The sequence below is a fragment of the Parvimonas sp. M20 genome (assembly GCF_035282425.1).
GTDB lineage: Bacteria > Bacillota > Clostridia > Tissierellales > Peptoniphilaceae > Parvimonas.
The window spans coordinates 48,397-66,438 of record NZ_JAYKBQ010000004.1 but is presented as its reverse complement, the minus strand read 5'-3'; the positions used below and the strand labels follow the sequence as shown (position 1 = coordinate 66,438).

Below are 18,042 nucleotides of genomic sequence, written 5' to 3'. Positions count from 1 at the left end.
TTTTATTAATTTTTTTTGTAAAAAAACACTTGTTTTATTTATTACAAAATGGTATAATGAAAAAAAGAATTTAAGGGGTGGTTTAAATGTTAAATTTTGTACTTGGTCCATCAGGATCTGGAAAAACTAAATGGTTGATAGATAAAGCGAATGAAGAAGTGAGAAAAGGAAACGGAAATATAATTTTTATTGATGCTGATGATTCTCATATTTTCAGCTTAGACCACAGTGTTAGGTTGACAAATGCTAAAGAATATGGCATTGTAAATCTTGACAAATTATTCGGATTTATCTTCGGAATTGTTTCAAGAGACTACGATGTAGAAAAAATTTACATCGACGGAATCTATTCAATAATTAAAATGGATAGCGATATGCTTTGCAAATTTAAAAAGGATGTCGAAACATTTTGCGAAAAGCACAATCTTGAAGTTTTCATGGGAGTTGATATTCCTAAAGAAGAACTTTGCGAAGGGGCTCAAGCAACTTGTGTCGAATTAAAGTTAGACTAAATTTAAAAAGCATCGTTAAGGTGCTTTTTTTGTGATATGAATATTCCAACAAAACAACTTGAAACTTTTTTCAAAAAAAGAAATGATTTGATTTTTGAACTATCAGATGGAAAAATTGATAAAATATCTTTTTTGGAAAAAAATTATGAATTGATACAAAACTTAAATATGAAACCACTTTTAAATATATCTACGCTGGAAGAAGGAATGTATAATTATCAGTACTATAATATTCTGGCGAAATTTTTTAAACAAAAATCAATTTTGTATTCAAACAACAAGAAAAAACAAAAAAAATATAATGAAAATCTTATGAAATCTAATAATTATTATGCAGAAAAAGATAAGTATCTTTTAAGGATGATTGATTTTTTAGATGAAAATTCTACAGAAGCATATTTTATAGATATGAATTCAAAGAGGCTCAATAATTCTCTTTTTGAAATTGTTGTAAAAGATGTTGAATTTGCAATTTTTCATTCTATGAATATTGAAATTTTACAAAAATTAAAGGAAAAAAATATATTTGTAAATGAGATTAGAATTTCAAAGATTGATGACTATGTTAATACAAATATTTAAAAGGTTGTGTAGCGCTACACAACCTTATTTTTTAATATTAAACATTTCTAATAACTTTATCAATAACTTCTTTTAGTGTTTTAGATTTTTCTACTTTTAATGTTTTTAAATTTTTAATATCCACAACTTCATTTGAAATATAGACCTTTTTGTAGCCCATCCTGTCAAGTTCCGTTAGTCTTTCGCTTAAATTTGGAACTTTTTTAAGCTCTCCAGTAAGTCCAACTTCTGCAATAAACACATTATCTCTTGGAACTGATTTATTTAAAATTGAAGATGCAACGGAAATAATTACAGCTAAATTTACAGATTGCTCAGAAATTTTTAGTCCTCCCGTAGTCTTTAAAATTACATTTTTATTGTATAAATTAAATCCAGCCCTTTCTTCTAAAATGGAAAGCAATGTATTTAATTGATCTTTTTTAAGACTATCTCCAATTCTTGCAGGATAACTTGTAAAAGATTGAGAAACTAGACTTTCAACTTCAACAACTAACATTCTGCTCCCCTCTTTTACAACGGATAATACACTTCCACAAATGTCTTTTTCCCTTTGAGTTACAAAAAATTCTGATGGATTTTTAATTTCTAAAAGCCCATATTCCTCCATTTTAAATAGTCCTATTTCTCCAGTCCTTCCAAATCTGTTTTTTGTACTTGTAAGAGTTCTTAAACTTTCATCAGACTCTCCCTCTAAGAGTAAAACTGAATCCACCATATGTTCTAAAGTTCTAAGTCCTGCCATTTCATCTTGTTTTGTCATATGACAAACTATGAAAATCGCCCTTGGTTTTTTATTATTTTTTGCAACTCGAACTAATTCATTTATACATTCGACAGTCTGTGTCGGAGAACCTGCCCTTGATGGAATTGAACTTAACATAACAGTTTGAATACTATCTAAAATTACAATTTCAGCATCAACCTCTTCAATTGAACTCAAAACCTCATCCATACTTTGTGTAGATTGTATCCAAATATTTTCAGGGATTTCTTTTACAATTCTATTTGCTCTTGACTTTATTTGTGATGAGCTTTCCTCTGCAGAAATATAGATAGTTTTTACATTTTTACTTGCAAAGTCTAATGCAAGTTGTAAAAGTAATGTACTTTTTCCACAACCAGGTCTTGCAGTTAAAATATTTACACTATCCCTTACAATTCCACCACCTAAAACACGATTTAACTCATCTATTCCGGTTATAAATCTATCATTTTCATTTATATTTACATTTTTTAGCTTCTCAACTTTTCCCTTTGCAACAATTTTATCAGTCGAGCTTTTTACATCGGAAACTTCAATCTCTTCTATCGTTCCCCAGCTACCACAAAAACTACATTTCCCTTGCCAACCCAAGGATTCTTTTTTGCAATTTGAACATATATATTTTTTCTTTGTTTTCATTTTAATCACCAACTATATTTTAATGTAAAAAATTTCAAAAAGCAACCTTGGTTCCACTATTTTTTAAATCAGATTTAATTTTATAATAAAATTTTTTAGTAAAGATATTCATTATTGATATATAAAAAAATTTAATATATAATATGTACTGAAGATAATTTTTAGAAAGGAGTCTTTTATGAAAGATTTAAAAATTTCAGGACTAAAACTTCCAATGTATATGATAGCTTTAGTTCTAAGTATAATTTCAATTTATACTGATACATTACCATCCGGTATGATTGGGGCTTTCCTTGTATTGATGATTTTTGGAGAACTATTTAATCTAATTGGAAATCACACTCCAATAATCAATACTTTTTTCGGTGGTGGTGCAATTATTTGTATTTTTGGTGGAGCTGCTATTGTTTATTTTAAAGTTGCTCCGGAAAGTGTTATAAAAAACACTACAACATTTATGAAATCAGCCGGTTTCTTGGATTTTTATATTGCTGCACTGATAACGGGTTCTATTTTAGGTATGAATAGAAAACTTTTAATTAAGGCTTGTTTAAGATATTTGCCTTGTATCTTAGGTGCTGTTTTTCTTTCGCTACTTTTTGTTGCACTTGGCGGAATGCTCTTTGGAATGAGTTTTAAAGAAACTACTGCTTATATAGGTATTCCTATTATGGGTGGAGGAATGGGTGCCGGTGCTGTTCCAATTTCAAAAGTTTTTGCCCCTACTCTAGGTGTTAAAACTGAAGTTATTTTGGCTAAATTAGTCCCTGCCGTTGCACTTGGAAATGCTCTTGCAATTGTATCCGGTGGACTTTTGAATAAATTGGGAAAATCATTCCCTAAATTAACAGGAAATGGTATGTTAGTTAGAAATACTGGAGATACTTTCAAAGTAGAAAAACTTGAAGACAATTCTCAAACAACTGTAATTGATTATGGTGCGGGAATTATAGTTGCAACAAGTTTCTTTGCTCTAGGTTCTTTAATTTCAGCAGGAATGAAAATGTTAGGGATAAACATTCATACTTATGCTTGGATGATTATTTCAGTTGCAATCGTAAAAATGTTGGATTTACTTCCAAAAGAAGTTGTTAAACCGGCAGAAATTTGGTATTCATTTGTTGCTAAAAACTTTACAAGTGCTCTTATGCTAGGTATCGGTATTGCATATACAGATTTAGGACAAATAATCAGTTCTTTCTCATTCCAATACCTAATTCTTTGTGCATTGGTTGTACTTGGAGCAATAATAGGAGCTGGTGTAGTAGGACATCTTGTAGGTTTTTACTTTGTAGAATCAGCAATAACTGCAGGACTTTGTATGGCAAATATGGGAGGAACCGGAGATGTTGCAGTTTTAACTGCATCGGATAGAATGGAACTTATGCCTTTTGCACAAATTTCATCAAGACTTGGAGGCGCTTTTATAATTTTATTAGCATCATTCCTGGTTCCAATATTTTTTGGATAGATAAGAAACCAACTCTTCCTCGATGCTTCTCATCGGGCAGGTGCCTTGACGCAATAAGAATTTTATATCTTACTAAAATTTTTAAATGTTATACACTAAAAACTTAAAAAGAAAAATTTTTGAAATTATATACTTGTATTGACTTTTAGAAATCTTTGTAGTATATTAACAACGAATATTTTATTATAAAGGAGAGAAAAAAATGGATGTTTACGAAAAAGCCTTGTTGCTTCACGAACAATGGCAAGGAAAATTATCAACAGAATTAAAGGCAAAATTGGAGAACGCTGAGGATTTAACTTATGCATATACTCCAGGTGTTGCAAGACCTTGTATGGAAATAAGCAAAGACCCTTCTTTAGCTTATAAATATACAAGCAAAGCTAATACAATTGCTGTTATTTCAGACGGTACTGCTGTTTTAGGTCTTGGGGATATTGGTCCTGAAGCTGCTATGCCTGTTATGGAAGGAAAATGCTGTTTATTTAAAAAATTTGGTGGAGTTAATGCTGTTCCTATAGTTTTAGATACAAAAGACCCTAAGGAAATTATTTCAATTGTAAAAGCTCTTGCTCCTACATTTGGCGGAATTAATCTTGAAGATATTTCTTCTCCAAGATGTGTTGAAATTGAAAGAACATTAATAGATGAACTTGATATTCCAGTATTCCACGATGACCAACATGGTACTGCAATAGTTGTTACAGCGGCATTAATTAATGCATTAAAATTAGTTAAAAAAGAAGCTAAGGATATTAAAGTTGTCGTTTCAGGAGCTGGTGCTGCTGGATATTCAATCATCAAATTAATTATGATGTTGGGTGTTCAAAATGTAATAGCATTTGACTCAAAGGGTGCAATAAACAAAAAACATTCAGAAAATTATAACTTTGTAAAGAAAGAACTTGCAGAAATTACAAATAAAGAACAAAAAGATATGACTATGAAAGAAGCTTTTGTTGGTGCTGACGTATTCATTGGTGTAAGTCAAAAAGATTTAGTTACTAAAGAAATGGTCGCTTCAATGAATAAGGATGCAATTGTATTTGCAATGGCAAATCCACAACCTGAAATTCTTTATGCAGATGCAAAAGAAGCTGGAGCAAGAGTTGCTGCAACAGGAAGATCAGATATGCCTAACCAAATTAACAATGTAGTTGCTTTCCCTGGAATTTTTAAAGGTGCTTTAGAAGCAAAGGCTAAGAAAATTACTGATGAAATGAAATTAGCTGCCTCAATCGGACTTGCAAGTATGATTCCTGATGATAAAATCAGAGAAGATTATGTAATAGTTTCCGCTTTTGAAGAAAATGTAGCTAATACAGTTGCAAAAGCAGTTGCAGAAAAAGTTAAATAGTAAGAAATTAAAGCAAATCCTCAACATTGTTGAATCCTCAACAATGTTGGGGATTTTTTTGTTTATAATATTTTTTTGATGTATCTTCGATACATTTAGTTTTGCTTGTTTACAAGCAAAATTAGGGCTGACACAAAGATTGTTCAAATCTTTGATTTGAGTACAATCGACTGTGGAAATCTCACATTTTTGTTGCAAACAAAAATGAATGTATCTTCGATACATAAAAAAATAAATTTGAGAATACAAAATGGATTGTCATTTTCGACAATCCATTTTTCTAGCTTAAATATTTAAAAACAGTTCCTAATACTGCACACATTCCTTTGTAAAATAAACTTTCCTCGACATCAAATTTGCTATGATGATGTGGATATATTTTATCTCCTTCATAAAGTTTTGGATTTGAAAGCATAAAGTAAGTTCCTTTTGCTTTTTGTAAAAAGTATGCAACATCTTCTCCACCCATACTCGGATTTTTTATTATCTCAACTGAGTCCTCTCCTAAAACTTCTTTTGTATTTTCTATAAAAAATTCAGTAAATTTTTCGTCATTAATTACTACAGGATACATGAAGTGATAAATTGTTTCAGATTCACAATTGTTGACTTTTGCAATTCCATCTGCAATTTCTTCAATTCTCTTTGCAATAAATTCTCTTACTTTTTCGTCTAAAGTCCTAACTGTTCCTTTGATGTAAACAGATTCAGGAATTACATTATGAGCAGTGCCCCCTCTTATTATTCCGATAGTTAAAACAGCATTTGAAATCGGATTTATTTCTCTTGAAATTATCTTTTGAAGTCCAAGTACAATTTCTGATGAAACTACAATTGGATCTGCAGAAAGATGCGGTGTTGCAGCATGTGAGGATTTTCCTTTTACATAGATTTCAAAAATATCTGCTGAAGCCATTATTGCTCCAGATTTTACACCTATTTTGCCATATTCAATAGGAATTAAACAGCCTTCATGAAGCCCGATAACTGCATCAACTTTCGGATTTTCCATACAGCCCTCTTCAATCATAGGTAAAGCCCCACCCGGAGTTTCTTCTCCAGGTTGAAAAAATATTTTTACTGTTCCCTTGAGTTTATTTCTATTTTCATTTAATATCATACAGGCTCCAAGTGCCATTGCAGTATGTCCGTCATGTCCACAAGCATGCATATTTCCATTTGTGGAAGCAAAAGAAAGTCCTGTTTCTTCAATAACTGGAAGTGCATCACTATCGGCTCTTATCGCAATACATTTACCCTCTTGTTCTCCGTCAATTTGAACGACAATTGCATTCCCATTTAATAATTTTTTATAATTTACACCAATTTTATCTAAAACTTTTGAAATATATTCCATAGTTTTGGGAAGTTCCAATTCTAACTCGGGAATTTGATGTAAATCTCGTCTTATTTTTATAACTTTTTCTTCTTTTTCTTTAACCAATTTTAGAATATCCATAAAAACCTCCTTGATTTTAATTGAACACTATAAACATATAATACCACTTTTCGCAACAAAAAAATAGGGTTCCCCCTATTTTATGCAATAACTTCTTTTTCAAATTTTTCATCATCTTGGTTTACGCTATCAACCAATTCTGCACCCAATATTTTTTTGAGAAAAGGAGCAAGTAATTTTCTTGTAAACTGAATAAAAGGTCCTGCAAAGAATGTTATAATCAAAGTTCCAATTCCAACAACTCCACCCATTAAATATCCGATAATAACAAGTAGAAAATCAGAAATAACTCTTACGGTTCTGTAAGAAAATTTTGTCTTATCACTTATTAATTCAGAAATTCCGTCGGTTGCTCCAACTCCTAAATCTGCAAAAATGTAAATTGTAACACCGATAGCTATAATAAAAGTTCCTATAATACAAATTATGATTTTATAAATCAAACTCAAATCTTGTAAATTAATCCAACCAAAAATCAAATTCATTGCTTCAACTGTATAACCTATCGTAAAAATAGCTAAAATTGATGATATATTTATATATTTTTTATCCACAAAAAATATTATAGTCAAAAATACTATATTAAAAATTACTGCACAAGTTCCATAACTTAATCCCAATTGTTTTGACATCCCAAGATCAACTGTACTTGCAGGGTCAACCCCTAAATTAACTTTAATTGTAAAAAATACTCCTATACCCAATATAATCATACCGATTATAGACATGGCAATTCTAATAAATAATTTATCTTTTTTCATCTTTCTCTCCCCTACCTGAATATTTTATAAAAAATAGAAATAGTTGTCAATGTTTAAAAATGGACTTATAAAGAACTTTGTTAATTTTTTTATAAATATTGGACTTTTGCAATTTAGAAAGCTTAGTTTTAAATATCTCTTTTTTATTTATGATATTCAATTATTTTTATGATATAATATATATATATATATTAATTAAAATATTAGAGGTGTAATTTTGAAACAAGCTATTTATAGAGAGTTTAGACCTAAGGATTTTACGAGAGTAGTTGGTCAAGAACATATTGTTGAGATTTTAAAAAATCAAATAAGAACGGGAAATTTAGGACATGCCTATCTTTTTTCAGGAATTAGAGGAACCGGAAAGACAAGCTGTGCTAAAATTTTCGCTCGTGCAGTTAATTGTTTAAGTCCAATTGACGGAAATCCCTGCAATGAATGTGAAAATTGTAAAATGATTTTAGAAGACAAGGCTCTTGAAGTTGTAGAGATGGACGCTGCAAGTAATAGACGTATTGATGATATAAGGGAATTAAAAGAAAAAGTAATCTATCCCCCACAAATCGTAAAATACAAAGTCTATATAATAGACGAAGCCCATATGATTACAAATGAAGGCTTCAATGCTCTTTTAAAAATTTTAGAAGACCCACCTAAACATTTAATTTTTATTCTTGCGACAACAGAAATTGATAAACTTCCTGATACAATTATTTCAAGATGTCAAAGATTTGAGTTTAAAAGGATTGGTAATTCAGATATAGTTGAAAATATAAACTATGTTTTAAATAATCTAAATGTTAAGATAGAAGAAGACGGAATTAATTTAATCTCTGAGCTTTCTTCAGGTGCAATGAGAGATGCTTTAAGTCTTTTGGATCAAGTTGTTGCAACAGGAAAAGAAAAAATTACTATTGAAGATATAAATGAATGTTTGGGACTTGTGAACTTAAATATGCTCTTTGAGCTTTCAAAGTCAATTTTAAATTCATCCAAAAACGAAACTATTGAAACTTTTAGAAATTTGGTGAAAAATGGAAAGACTCCACATAATATAATCATTGATTTAATCAAACATTTTAGAAATATAATTTTAGTAAAGAGCATAAAAAAAGAGCTTACAACTTTAAATGATGTTGAATATAAGAGATATTTAGAACATTCAAATAAATTTGAAATGGATGAACTTATTTTCATTTTAGAAAATCTTTTAGATGTTGAAGATAAGATGAAAAAAAGTGATATGCAAAATGCTCTAGCTGAACTTTTAATTATAAAAATCTGTTCATTTAAGAAAGAAAAATCTGAAATTGAAAAGAGACTTGAAACCCTTGAAACAATTATTAAAAGTGGAAATTTACAAGTTGATTTAGTAGAAAAAGAAGATATTTCAAATGAAATAGAAAAAAATATTGAAATAGTTGAAAACACAGAAACTATAGAAGATATAGAAAGTACTGAAAGCGAAGAAAATACAGAAGATAATAATACCGAAGACATAACAAATGAAGTAAACACTAAAAATGTTGAACAACCTACAGAAGAAAAAAATGAAATTCACGAAAAAATTGAGTTAACTTCTTTTAAAGATGTTTTAAAAGAAACTATTTTCAAGAAAACTATTTCTAAACTTTTTGATGAGAGTGTAAAAGAAATTTATTATTTTCCAAAAGAAAATTTCTTACATATCGATTGTAAAGAATATTTATTTAAGTTTGGAAGTTATAAATTAGATAAGAATAATTGTTTTGTTTTAAAAGAAAATGATGTTTTGAATGATTTCTTTACAAGAGTTAATATGCCTGTTCAAAACTCGTTGACGATTTATGCAAATTTTATTGGTTAGAATGTTTATTTTTAAGTTATTGTAGTATTAAGAACGGAGGTATGCTATGAAAAAACTTGTTAAAACTATTCTTTTACTGTTCATTTCAGTTTCTTTATTATCTTGCTCAAAGTCAGAAAAGCTGTTTCCTGAAAACAGAGAAAATCTCACTTATGACTCTTCAAAATCAAATATGACGAATAAAGTGAATTTAGATATTTTTTCTACCTTGGTAAAAAATAATAAAACTGATGAAAATTTTGTTTTGTCTCCTCTATCAATACAAAGATGTCTGGATTTAATCTCTCTTTGTACAGAAGATAGAAAAGATTTAGACTTTTTAAAAATGTATGATGATGCACATCTTCAAAATTTGAATTTTAAAAATACAAGTTTAGCAAGTCTAATTTTGATAAATTTGCAAAATGTAGAAGGCAAAACTAAAAATCTTAATTACGGCAATATCAAAACTGTTAAATCATCAAAAGAAGGCACAAAAACCTATCAAGATTTTCAAAAATCTAATTTAAAAGAAATTTTGGACAAAGATGAATTAGGTTCTGACTTAGTAGCAGCTTTTATTGATACAGTCAATTATGAAGTAAAATGGGAAAAACCATTTATCGAGAAGAAGACTGAAAAACGAGATTTTACAAAGCTTGATGGTTCAAAGATACAAGTAAATACAATGTATAATGTTTATGATAATAAATCTGCAATATCAGATGATGAAAAGGAAGTATTTTCTATTTCATCAAATGAGTCAACTATTTATTTCATAAAGCCTAAAAAGAATAAATACTATTCTTCAAATGAATTACTTGGATTTATGAAAGAAATTGATGAAAGTAACGAAAGATACACGGTTAATTTCTTTTTACCAAAAATAGATACGAAGTCTGATGTTGATTTCAAGGATTTATTTGAAAAAATCGGTCTTGGTAAAATGTTAAATTCTTTTAAATTAGAGAAGTTATTGCCTGATATGAGTCTTAAAGTAAGCGATGCTAAGCAGAACTCTACACTTAAAATTGATGAAAAAGGCGCAAAGGCAAAATCTGTAACAAAAATAGGAATGAAATCTACAAGTGCCCCTAGCAAAGGTGATAAGATAGATATAAAAATGGATAGTTCTTTCTATGTAATTATTACAGACTATGACGAAAATAGCAAAGCAAATTTAATTACTTTTACTGCATTTATTACAGATCCAAGTAGATAAGAACCTCACCCTTCCACGATGCTTCGCATCGGGTGGGTACCCGAGAACCTTGTTGCTTCGCAATAACAACCCCACCCTTCCTCGTTGCTTCGCATCGGGTGGGTGCCCGAGAACCTTGTTGCTTCGCAATAAAAAACATAAAAATTTATAAAGACAATATAGAAAAAATATTTATTCATATATTGTCTTTTTTATGTAAAAAATTTTTGTAATTACTTTATCTTGTTATTGTAAATTATTGATTTCTACTCAAAAAAATGCTATTATAAAGTATAATTTTTAAAGTTTTATGTTATTAGATTAACAAAAACTTTTTAGTAAAATGTTGTGAAATTAATATTAAATAATTTTATTTTTTAGGAGGTAGTTTATGGCTAAAGGCGGTTTCCCTAAATTCGGTGGCGGAGTGAATATGGGTAATATGATGAAACAAATGCAAAAAATGCAAAAAGATCTTGAAAATACGCAAAAAATGTTAGATGAAGAAGAAGTTTCTGCTACTTCAGGTGGTGGAGCAGTTGAAGTAACTGTAAATGGAAAAAAGGAAGTTTTAAGTATTAAACTTGATCCTGAAGTTGTTGATCCAGACGACATTGAAATGTTACAAGATTTAATTATAACTGCTATAAATGAAGCTAATAGAAAAGCTCAAGAAAAACACGATTCAGAAATCAATAAAATAACAGCTGGAATTAATATTCCAGGATTATAAAAATGAATAATTATACTAAATCTATAGATGAAGTTATTCATTATTTGTCAAAACTTCCATCTATTGGGAGAAAATCAGCGACTAAAATGGCTTTGAAAATTTTAGAAATGGATGATGATTATACTATTGAATTTGCTAAAAGTCTTATAAATATGAAAAAAAATACTCATCATTGTAAAATTTGTGGAAATTTAACAGAAAATGAAATTTGTAATATTTGTGCAGATGAAAAAAGAGATAAGTCAATTATTACTGTTGTAGAAGATATGCAAGGTGTTATAAGTTTAGAAAAAACTAAAGTTTATAAGGGAACTTATCATATTTTAAATGGCCTTGTTACTCCAAGAGAGGGAATAACTTTAGATGACCTAAATGTGGATTCTCTTTTGGAGAGAATTGAAAAAGATAATGTAAAGGAAGTTATATTTGCTATCAGTCAAACAATTGACGGCGAATTAACTGAGCTTTATATTGTCGATTTACTAAAAAAATTCAAAGACCTAAAAATTTCAAAAATTGCTAATGGAATTCCAATAGGTAGAAGCATAGACAATTATGATGAATTAACATTTTTAAAAGCATTAGAAGATAGGAGAGAGATAGAATATTAGGTTCTAATATTTATGGGGGAAATATGAAATCGACAAATAATAACTTTTTATCAGGTGTTCGACATTCAATACCTATATGGATAGGTTATATCCCATCAGCAATTACTTTGGGAATTCTATGCAATGCTAAATCGCTGGGTTTATTACATGCTTTTTTAAGTTCTTTTGTTTTATATTCGGGTGCTGCCCAATTTATGTTGGTAGGTTTTTTAATATCAGGTGTTCCACTTTTTGGAATTGCAGTTTCCGTATTCTTATTAAATACAAGACTATTCCTTATGTCCGCTACTCTTGGAGCAACTGTAGATAAGGTAAATCATAAGGCATTCCCTATAGTAGGATGGTTATTAACAGATGAAAGTTTTTCTATACTTTCATTTAACAAAGAAAAAGTAAATACATCATTTACACTTGGAGTACAAATTCCACCCTATTTTATTTGGGGAATTTTTACAATAGTAGGTTATTTTTTGGGAGATTTTTTACCAAAAGATATAAGAACTGCTTTTAGTGTTGGTCTTCTTGGACTTTTCATAGCTCTACTTGTTCCAAATGTAAAAAAACATTTTATAACTATAAGAATTGTTATAGTAACAGCAATAATATATGCTATTATCTATTATACTAAGGTATTTCCACTAGGTTGGGATATTGTTTTTTCAATAATACTTTCTTCAATAGTAGGAATATTTTTAATAGGTGATGAAACTTTAGAAGATAAAGAAGAAATAAAAGAATAAGGAGAGAATAAGAAGAAATTATGGGCAAATATTACTATTATATCGTCGGCACATTAATTGCCGCTGCTGTAACAATTATTCCAAAAGTTCTTCCATTATTCTTTCTCAAAGGAAAAACTTTTAATAAAAAATTGATGACTTTCTTTAAAATAGTACCTTATACTTCAATGTCTGTACTGATTTTAAGAGAAGTCTTAGTTGCAGAGTCAGCTAACAAATTAATGTATGTAGTTACAATTGGGGTTGCTTCAGTAGTTTCATATATAACTAGAAATATGGTACTTACTGTGTTTGCATCAATACTAACAACATTTCTTTATATGAATATTTTTATATAAGCATTTAGGGAGCTTTAAGCTCCTATTTTTGTACAAAAAAAGATACTGATTTAATCAGTACCTTTTGTAAATTATTCTTTTTCTATCTTATCAGTTAATCTTTCCATTTCGTCAATTAGACTTCCAATATACTCTATTGTATTAAGAAGTGGCTTATCTGTTGTAATATCAACATCTGCCATTTTTGCAAGATCTACTGGATTTTTGCTTCCACCAGCTTTTAAAACTTCAATCCATTGTTTTGCCTTTGAATTATCCTTTAAAATATTTAGACACATTTGTGTTCCAATTGTTAAACCTGCACTGTAAGTATATGAATAAAGTCCCATGTAGTAATGAGGTTGCCTCATCCAAGTTCTTTCAACTCCATCTACAAGTTCTACATCTTCTCCAAAGAATTTTTCCATAGTTTCTTTAAAGATTGTATTTAAAGTTTCAGCATCAACAGCGCCACCTTTATCTATAATTTTATAAACCTCTCTTTGATAATATGCTTCTAAGAAATGTGTTACGAAATTATGATAATATGTTTTTGAGATTATTTCAGAAATAATCCATCTTCTTTCCCTATCAGTCTTTGCATTTTCAAGTAAATAATGAGCCATAATCAATTCATTTGTTGTTGATGGTGCTTCTACAAAATAAGTTGAACAATCAACATTTAAAATATTTTGATTTTGATGGCAAAGTGAAAAATGCCCACCATGTCCAAGTTCATGAGCGATTGTAAGAATATCGGACATATTTCCTGACCAAGTTAAAAGGACATAAGGATGAACTTTATAAGGACTTGCACAGAAAGCCCCTGAAGCCTTTCCTTCATTGTCAACATAGTCTATATATCTATTATCAAAAGCTCTTTCCAAATAAGCCTTATAATCATTTCCTAAAACAGATAGTCCTTCAATAACCATATTTTTACATTCATCAATGCTGTAAACTTTTTGAAATTCTGAGTCTAGAGGCATTTTCATATCAGAAAAAGTCATTTTATCTAATTTATTTACTCTCTTTAAAAGTCTTGCATATTTTCTAATATGAGGTGCAAGTTTTTCCATAATAACATCACATTGTCTATTGTACATATCCATTGTAACTTCTTGTGAAGATAGAAGATAATCAAAAACACTGTCGTATTTTCTAACTTTAGACATTGCCTTATCTTGTTGAACATTGCTATAATATGCACTTGCAAAAGTATTTTCATATTTTTCTAAAGTTTTGTAGAATTTTTTAAAAGCATCTCTTCTAAATTCAGTATTAGCATTAACTTCATAGCTTCCTTCAAAAACATTGTAAGTCATTGGTGTTTTTACACCATTTACTTCAACATCTTCAAAAGATAAGTCTTGCATTTTTGATTGTTGGTAAACTCTGTAAGGAGTTTCAAAACTTCCTGACAAAGCTGAAAGTGTACTTTCTACTTCTTTTGATAAAGTATGATCTTTTCTATCTAAAAGTTTTTCTAAAAATCTTCTGTTTTCAGAATTTTCTTCCATTGCTTTTTCTATAATTTTCTTATCATTTGCTAGAATTTCAGTTTCAACAAAACTAAGTTTTGCATAAACCGGAGCTATTGTATTTTCAAAATCTACCATTCTTTCGAATGCTTCTTTTCCACCTAAATCTGTTTCATAATCCAAACTTGCATAACTTGCAGTTAAATCAATCAATACATAAATAGGTTTTAAATCTTCCAAACAGCTATTTATAGTACAATAACAGTCAAGTTTTCCTTCATAAATCTTTACTAGCTCATCTGTTTTATCTACTATTTCCTTAAGAGCTTTTTTGTAATCTTCTTCTGTTTTAAAAAGATCACTCAAATTCCAAGTTAAAATTTTATCAACTTCATTTCTTTTCATATCATACCTCCAAAAATGTTTTCTTCTACAATATCTATTCTACCATATTTAAAAAGTTTTTTCATTAGTTTATTATAAAAATCTATTCTTTATCCACTCTTCTAAAATCACAATCTAAAAGGTGATCATTAACCATTCCTACAGCTTGCATAAAAGCATATACAATAGTAGAGCCAACAAACTTAAAGCCTCTTTTTTTCAAATCTTTGCTTATTTTTTCAGAAAGCTCCGTTTTTGCAGGAACTTCTTCAATTAATTTCCAATAATTGATAATAGGCTTATGATCTACAAAGCCCCATAAATAGTTGCTAAATGAACCGAACTCCTCACATACCTTAAAGTAAGCTTTTGCATTAATTGCAACAGATTTCACTTTCAAACGATTGCGTATGATTCCTTCGTTTTGAAGAAGCTCTTCTTCCTTTTTTTCATTATAGTTTACAACTATTTCAGGGTCAAAATCATCATAGGATTCACATAACGCTCGCATTTTATTTAGTATGGTAACCCAGCTAAGCCCCGCTTGCATTCCCTCTAAACAAAGCATCTTAAATAGTTCTTTATCGTTAAATTCAGGGATTCCCCATTTCTCATCGTGGTATTTCTGTTCAAGTTGATTATAATTCGCCCAACTACATCTCTTAATTTTCTTTTCCATGACTACTCCTTAATTTAATTGCTATTTTATAATAAAAGAACTGTTCAAGAGTATTTTCTTTTACATTACCTATTCTAACATATTTACAAAGTTTTTTCATTAAATTATTATATAATATTAATAACATTATTTATGTAAAAAAATCGAGATAAAATGATAATTAATCATTTATAACCCGATTTTAATACAAATATCTTAAATTTAACTTAAAATTTTATTAATCAAAAACTGCAATAATTCTGTAAAAGTCTAATCCAAAATAATCCTTTGATTTTTCCAAATCTTTCTTCGCTTCTTCAAAATTTTCATTTAACCATTTATCTACATCTTCGTTTTTAGAAAGCATATCATAGAATTTTGCTTCATTAACTTCAGAATGAATACTTTGGTAACATCTTGTAATCTTTAAATTACCTTCTTTATCTTTAAAAACAGTAAATTCTAAAACTAAAGAATTACCACTAATTTCATCCGATTTAGAATAAGTAAATTTAGTAATAACCTGCAATTTAAAGTTAAAAATATTTCCATCTTGTTTCCACTTTTCAACTTCAACAGGTTTTACTGTAACTTCGTATCTATAATAATAATTGTCCAATTCTTTACTCTTTAAATTATTATACTTAATTTTATAATTCATAAGTTTTAGGACATCCTTTGAAAAATAGGACTCTAAATTATTTTTTTCCCCCAAATCTCTATTGTTATAAAATTTTGCAATGGCATCAGAAGCAAAATCTACTTCTTTTGACAATGCCTTCTCTTTATCCTGAATTTCGTCTTGAACATCTTTAGCTATGGATTTATTTGTACTAAAAGACCATAATACCAATATGAAGAAAAAGCTAAATATTATAATTCTTTTTGTTTTCATAAAAATCCTCCTACAATCAATCAAATACTAAAATATTCCACCCCAACTAAATTATACCATATAGCATTTCTGATTTCAAGTGATATCAAATTAAATTATTATGTTGTAAATTGCAATAACTTACTTTAAGATTATAAAAATTAATAAAATATATTTAAAAAAATTTTTACAAACACCACTTTTAGTATTGAGTTTTTTCTGAATTTCTTGTAAAATATTGTTATGCAAAATACAAAATTTTGTAAGTTTTGATATTTTAGTTTTTTTATTTTTAAGGAGAGAGAATGTAATGAACAAAAAAAATAGCATAATTGATATGTTAACGTTTGGTTTTGCACTTTTTGCAATGTTTTTTGGAGCAGGAAATCTGATTTTTCCCCCATATTTGGGAGTTCTTTCCGGTAGTTCATGGTTTATAACATTTTTGGGTTTTACAGTTACAGCTGTAGGTCTTGCTCTTGTGGCTTTAATGGCAGTTACATGCTATGAATGTGATATAATGAAATTTTTTAGCCCAATTGGAAAAACACCAGCATTAGTTTTAAGTTTTATGGTTATTATGTGTGTAGGACCTCTTCTTGTAATTCCAAGAACGGGTGCAACAGCTTATGAAATGGGAATCAAACCGATATTGGGATTTCATAACATATATACTATAACAGCCGTAGCTGTAATATTCTTTACGCTAACTTATTTTTTAACTGTTAGACCATCAAAGGTTGTTGATATTATTGGAAAATTTTTAACTCCTTTTTTAATTCTTGCACTTGTTGTAATAATTGTTAAAGGAATTATTTCTCCACTTGGTGCCCCTGCAGAAACTGCTAAAATAAACAGTGTTTTAGGAAAAGGGTTGATTGACGGTTATCAAACAATGGATTGTTTTGTATCTTTGGCAGTAGGATCAGTTTTAATGCTAACACTAAAAAATAAAGGCTACAGTGAACCAAAACAACAAATAAAAATGTTGTTTAAATCAGGTCTTATCGCTTGCACTACTTTAGGATTAATTTATGGTGGACTTACATATTTAGGAGCAACTGTTTCTACAAAATATGGAATTGATGTTGAACAATCACAAATAATTGTAAATGTAACACAAAACCTTTTAGGAAATGCAGGAAAAATCGCCTTAGGTTTGGCATCATTCCTTGCTTGTTTAACAACTTCAATAGGACTTACATCTGCATCTGGAGAATATTTAGTAAATATTACAAAAGGAAAAATAAAATATTCTACATTTATACTTTGTATATGTTTATTTGGAACTGTAACTGCCATAATTGGAGTTAAAGGAATTGTAAAAATAGGTGCTCCAATACTCGCAGTTGTTTATCCGCCAACAATTATTTTAATAATACTTGCGTTTTTTAAAGACAGAATTAAAAATGATTTAATCTTTAAACTTCCAACATTTACAGCAGTTACAATAAGTTTTATTCAAGTGCTTTATGAACAATCTGGACTTTTTGAATTTATAACTATCTTACCATTAAGTAGTGTAGGTTTTAACTGGATAATTCCAAGTTTTATAGCGTTTGTAATAGCATTGTTTATGAAAGAGAAATAAATTTTAATAAATTTTAAAGAAAAAAGTGATGTAAAGTCTAATACATCACTTTTTATTGTGAAACAACAAGGTTCTCTGGC

The 18,042-nt window shown here is 28.9% G+C and carries 18 protein-coding genes; 11 read left to right on the top strand and 7 right to left on the bottom strand.

Annotation, left to right across the window (positions count from 1 at the left end; all coding sequences use genetic code 11):
- Window positions 1–86: 86 nt before the first annotated feature.
- Window positions 87–512 (top strand): hypothetical protein, encoded by a 426-nt coding sequence (locus VJI93_RS03260; RefSeq protein WP_323999207.1) that lies wholly within the window; start codon window positions 87–89, stop codon window positions 510–512.
- A 36-nt stretch (window positions 513–548) separates the two neighbouring features.
- Window positions 549–1,094: a DUF6648 family protein gene (locus VJI93_RS03255; protein WP_323999208.1), complete on the top strand. Its 546-nt coding sequence runs from the start codon at window positions 549–551 to the stop codon at window positions 1,092–1,094.
- Between the two features lie 37 nt (window positions 1,095–1,131).
- On the opposite strand, the gene radA is transcribed toward VJI93_RS03255, so the two are convergent.
- The gene (gene radA / locus VJI93_RS03250) at window positions 1,132–2,499 is read right to left on the bottom strand and encodes a DNA repair protein RadA (protein WP_323999209.1); all 1,368 of its coding nucleotides are present in this window, start codon (window positions 2,497–2,499) and stop codon (window positions 1,132–1,134) included.
- Window positions 2,500–2,677: 178 nt separating this feature from the next.
- Here radA and VJI93_RS03245 point away from each other — a divergent pair, with 178 nt between their 5' ends.
- Together VJI93_RS03245 and VJI93_RS03240 are read left to right on the top strand one after the other, a co-directional pair.
- On the top strand, window positions 2,678–3,970 hold the full coding sequence (locus VJI93_RS03245; protein ID WP_323999210.1) for a 2-hydroxycarboxylate transporter family protein: 1,293 nt from the start codon (window positions 2,678–2,680) through the stop codon (window positions 3,968–3,970).
- A gap of 202 nt (window positions 3,971–4,172) precedes the next feature.
- Entirely contained in the window at window positions 4,173–5,327 is a 1,155-nt protein-coding gene (locus VJI93_RS03240) for an NAD(P)-dependent malic enzyme (RefSeq protein WP_323999211.1), read from the top strand.
- 280 nt (window positions 5,328–5,607) lie between these two features.
- Here VJI93_RS03240 and VJI93_RS03235 read toward each other — a convergent pair whose 3' ends face one another.
- Together VJI93_RS03235 and VJI93_RS03230 are read right to left on the bottom strand one after the other, a co-directional pair.
- Entirely contained in the window at window positions 5,608–6,786 is a 1,179-nt protein-coding gene (locus VJI93_RS03235) for a M20 metallopeptidase family protein (RefSeq protein WP_323999212.1), read from the bottom strand.
- Window positions 6,787–6,866: 80 nt separating this feature from the next.
- Window positions 6,867–7,547, bottom strand: coding sequence for a YczE/YyaS/YitT family protein (locus VJI93_RS03230; RefSeq protein ID WP_323999213.1), 681 nt, complete (start codon window positions 7,545–7,547; stop codon window positions 6,867–6,869).
- 217 nt (window positions 7,548–7,764) lie between these two features.
- Here VJI93_RS03230 and dnaX point away from each other — a divergent pair, with 217 nt between their 5' ends.
- The 6 genes from dnaX to VJI93_RS03200 all read left to right on the top strand — a co-directional run bounded on the left by dnaX (window position 7,765) and on the right by VJI93_RS03200 (window position 12,995).
- The gene (gene dnaX, locus VJI93_RS03225; RefSeq protein ID WP_323999214.1) at window positions 7,765–9,393 is read left to right on the top strand and encodes a DNA polymerase III subunit gamma/tau; all 1,629 of its coding nucleotides are present in this window, start codon (window positions 7,765–7,767) and stop codon (window positions 9,391–9,393) included.
- A gap of 46 nt (window positions 9,394–9,439) precedes the next feature.
- Window positions 9,440–10,594: a serpin family protein gene (locus VJI93_RS03220; RefSeq protein ID WP_323999215.1), complete on the top strand. Its 1,155-nt coding sequence runs from the start codon at window positions 9,440–9,442 to the stop codon at window positions 10,592–10,594.
- Between the two features lie 370 nt (window positions 10,595–10,964).
- A complete protein-coding gene (locus tag VJI93_RS03215; protein WP_323999216.1) occupies window positions 10,965–11,306 on the top strand; it encodes a YbaB/EbfC family nucleoid-associated protein in 342 nt (113 codons plus the stop codon).
- Window positions 11,307–11,308: 2 nt separating this feature from the next.
- On the top strand, window positions 11,309–11,917 hold the full coding sequence (gene recR / locus VJI93_RS03210; RefSeq protein WP_323999217.1) for a recombination mediator RecR: 609 nt from the start codon (window positions 11,309–11,311) through the stop codon (window positions 11,915–11,917).
- A 23-nt stretch (window positions 11,918–11,940) separates the two neighbouring features.
- Window positions 11,941–12,657 (top strand): AzlC family ABC transporter permease, encoded by a 717-nt coding sequence (locus tag VJI93_RS03205; protein WP_323999218.1) that lies wholly within the window; start codon window positions 11,941–11,943, stop codon window positions 12,655–12,657.
- 20 nt (window positions 12,658–12,677) lie between these two features.
- Window positions 12,678–12,995, top strand: coding sequence for an AzlD domain-containing protein (locus VJI93_RS03200; protein WP_323999219.1), 318 nt, complete (start codon window positions 12,678–12,680; stop codon window positions 12,993–12,995).
- Between the two features lie 71 nt (window positions 12,996–13,066).
- Here the strand turns inward: VJI93_RS03200 and pepF are convergent, their stop codons facing one another.
- The 4 genes from pepF to VJI93_RS03180 all read right to left on the bottom strand — a co-directional run bounded on the left by pepF (window position 13,067) and on the right by VJI93_RS03180 (window position 16,392).
- The gene (gene pepF / locus VJI93_RS03195; protein WP_323999220.1) at window positions 13,067–14,860 is read right to left on the bottom strand and encodes an oligoendopeptidase F; all 1,794 of its coding nucleotides are present in this window, start codon (window positions 14,858–14,860) and stop codon (window positions 13,067–13,069) included.
- Between the two features lie 82 nt (window positions 14,861–14,942).
- Window positions 14,943–15,518 (bottom strand): DNA-3-methyladenine glycosylase I, encoded by a 576-nt coding sequence (locus VJI93_RS03190; RefSeq protein ID WP_323999221.1) that lies wholly within the window; start codon window positions 15,516–15,518, stop codon window positions 14,943–14,945.
- Window positions 15,502–15,645 (bottom strand): hypothetical protein, encoded by a 144-nt coding sequence (locus tag VJI93_RS03185; protein WP_324009206.1) that lies wholly within the window; start codon window positions 15,643–15,645, stop codon window positions 15,502–15,504. Before VJI93_RS03185 ends, VJI93_RS03190 begins: the two co-directional genes overlap by 17 nt.
- 90 nt (window positions 15,646–15,735) lie before the next feature.
- Window positions 15,736–16,392 (bottom strand): hypothetical protein, encoded by a 657-nt coding sequence (locus tag VJI93_RS03180; RefSeq protein WP_323999222.1) that lies wholly within the window; start codon window positions 16,390–16,392, stop codon window positions 15,736–15,738.
- 289 nt (window positions 16,393–16,681) lie between these two features.
- Between VJI93_RS03180 and brnQ the strand changes: the two genes are divergently transcribed.
- Complete coding sequence (gene brnQ / locus VJI93_RS03175; RefSeq protein WP_323999223.1) at window positions 16,682–17,962, top strand: branched-chain amino acid transport system II carrier protein; 1,281 nt, start codon at window positions 16,682–16,684, stop codon at window positions 17,960–17,962.
- Window positions 17,963–18,042 lie beyond the last annotated feature (80 nt).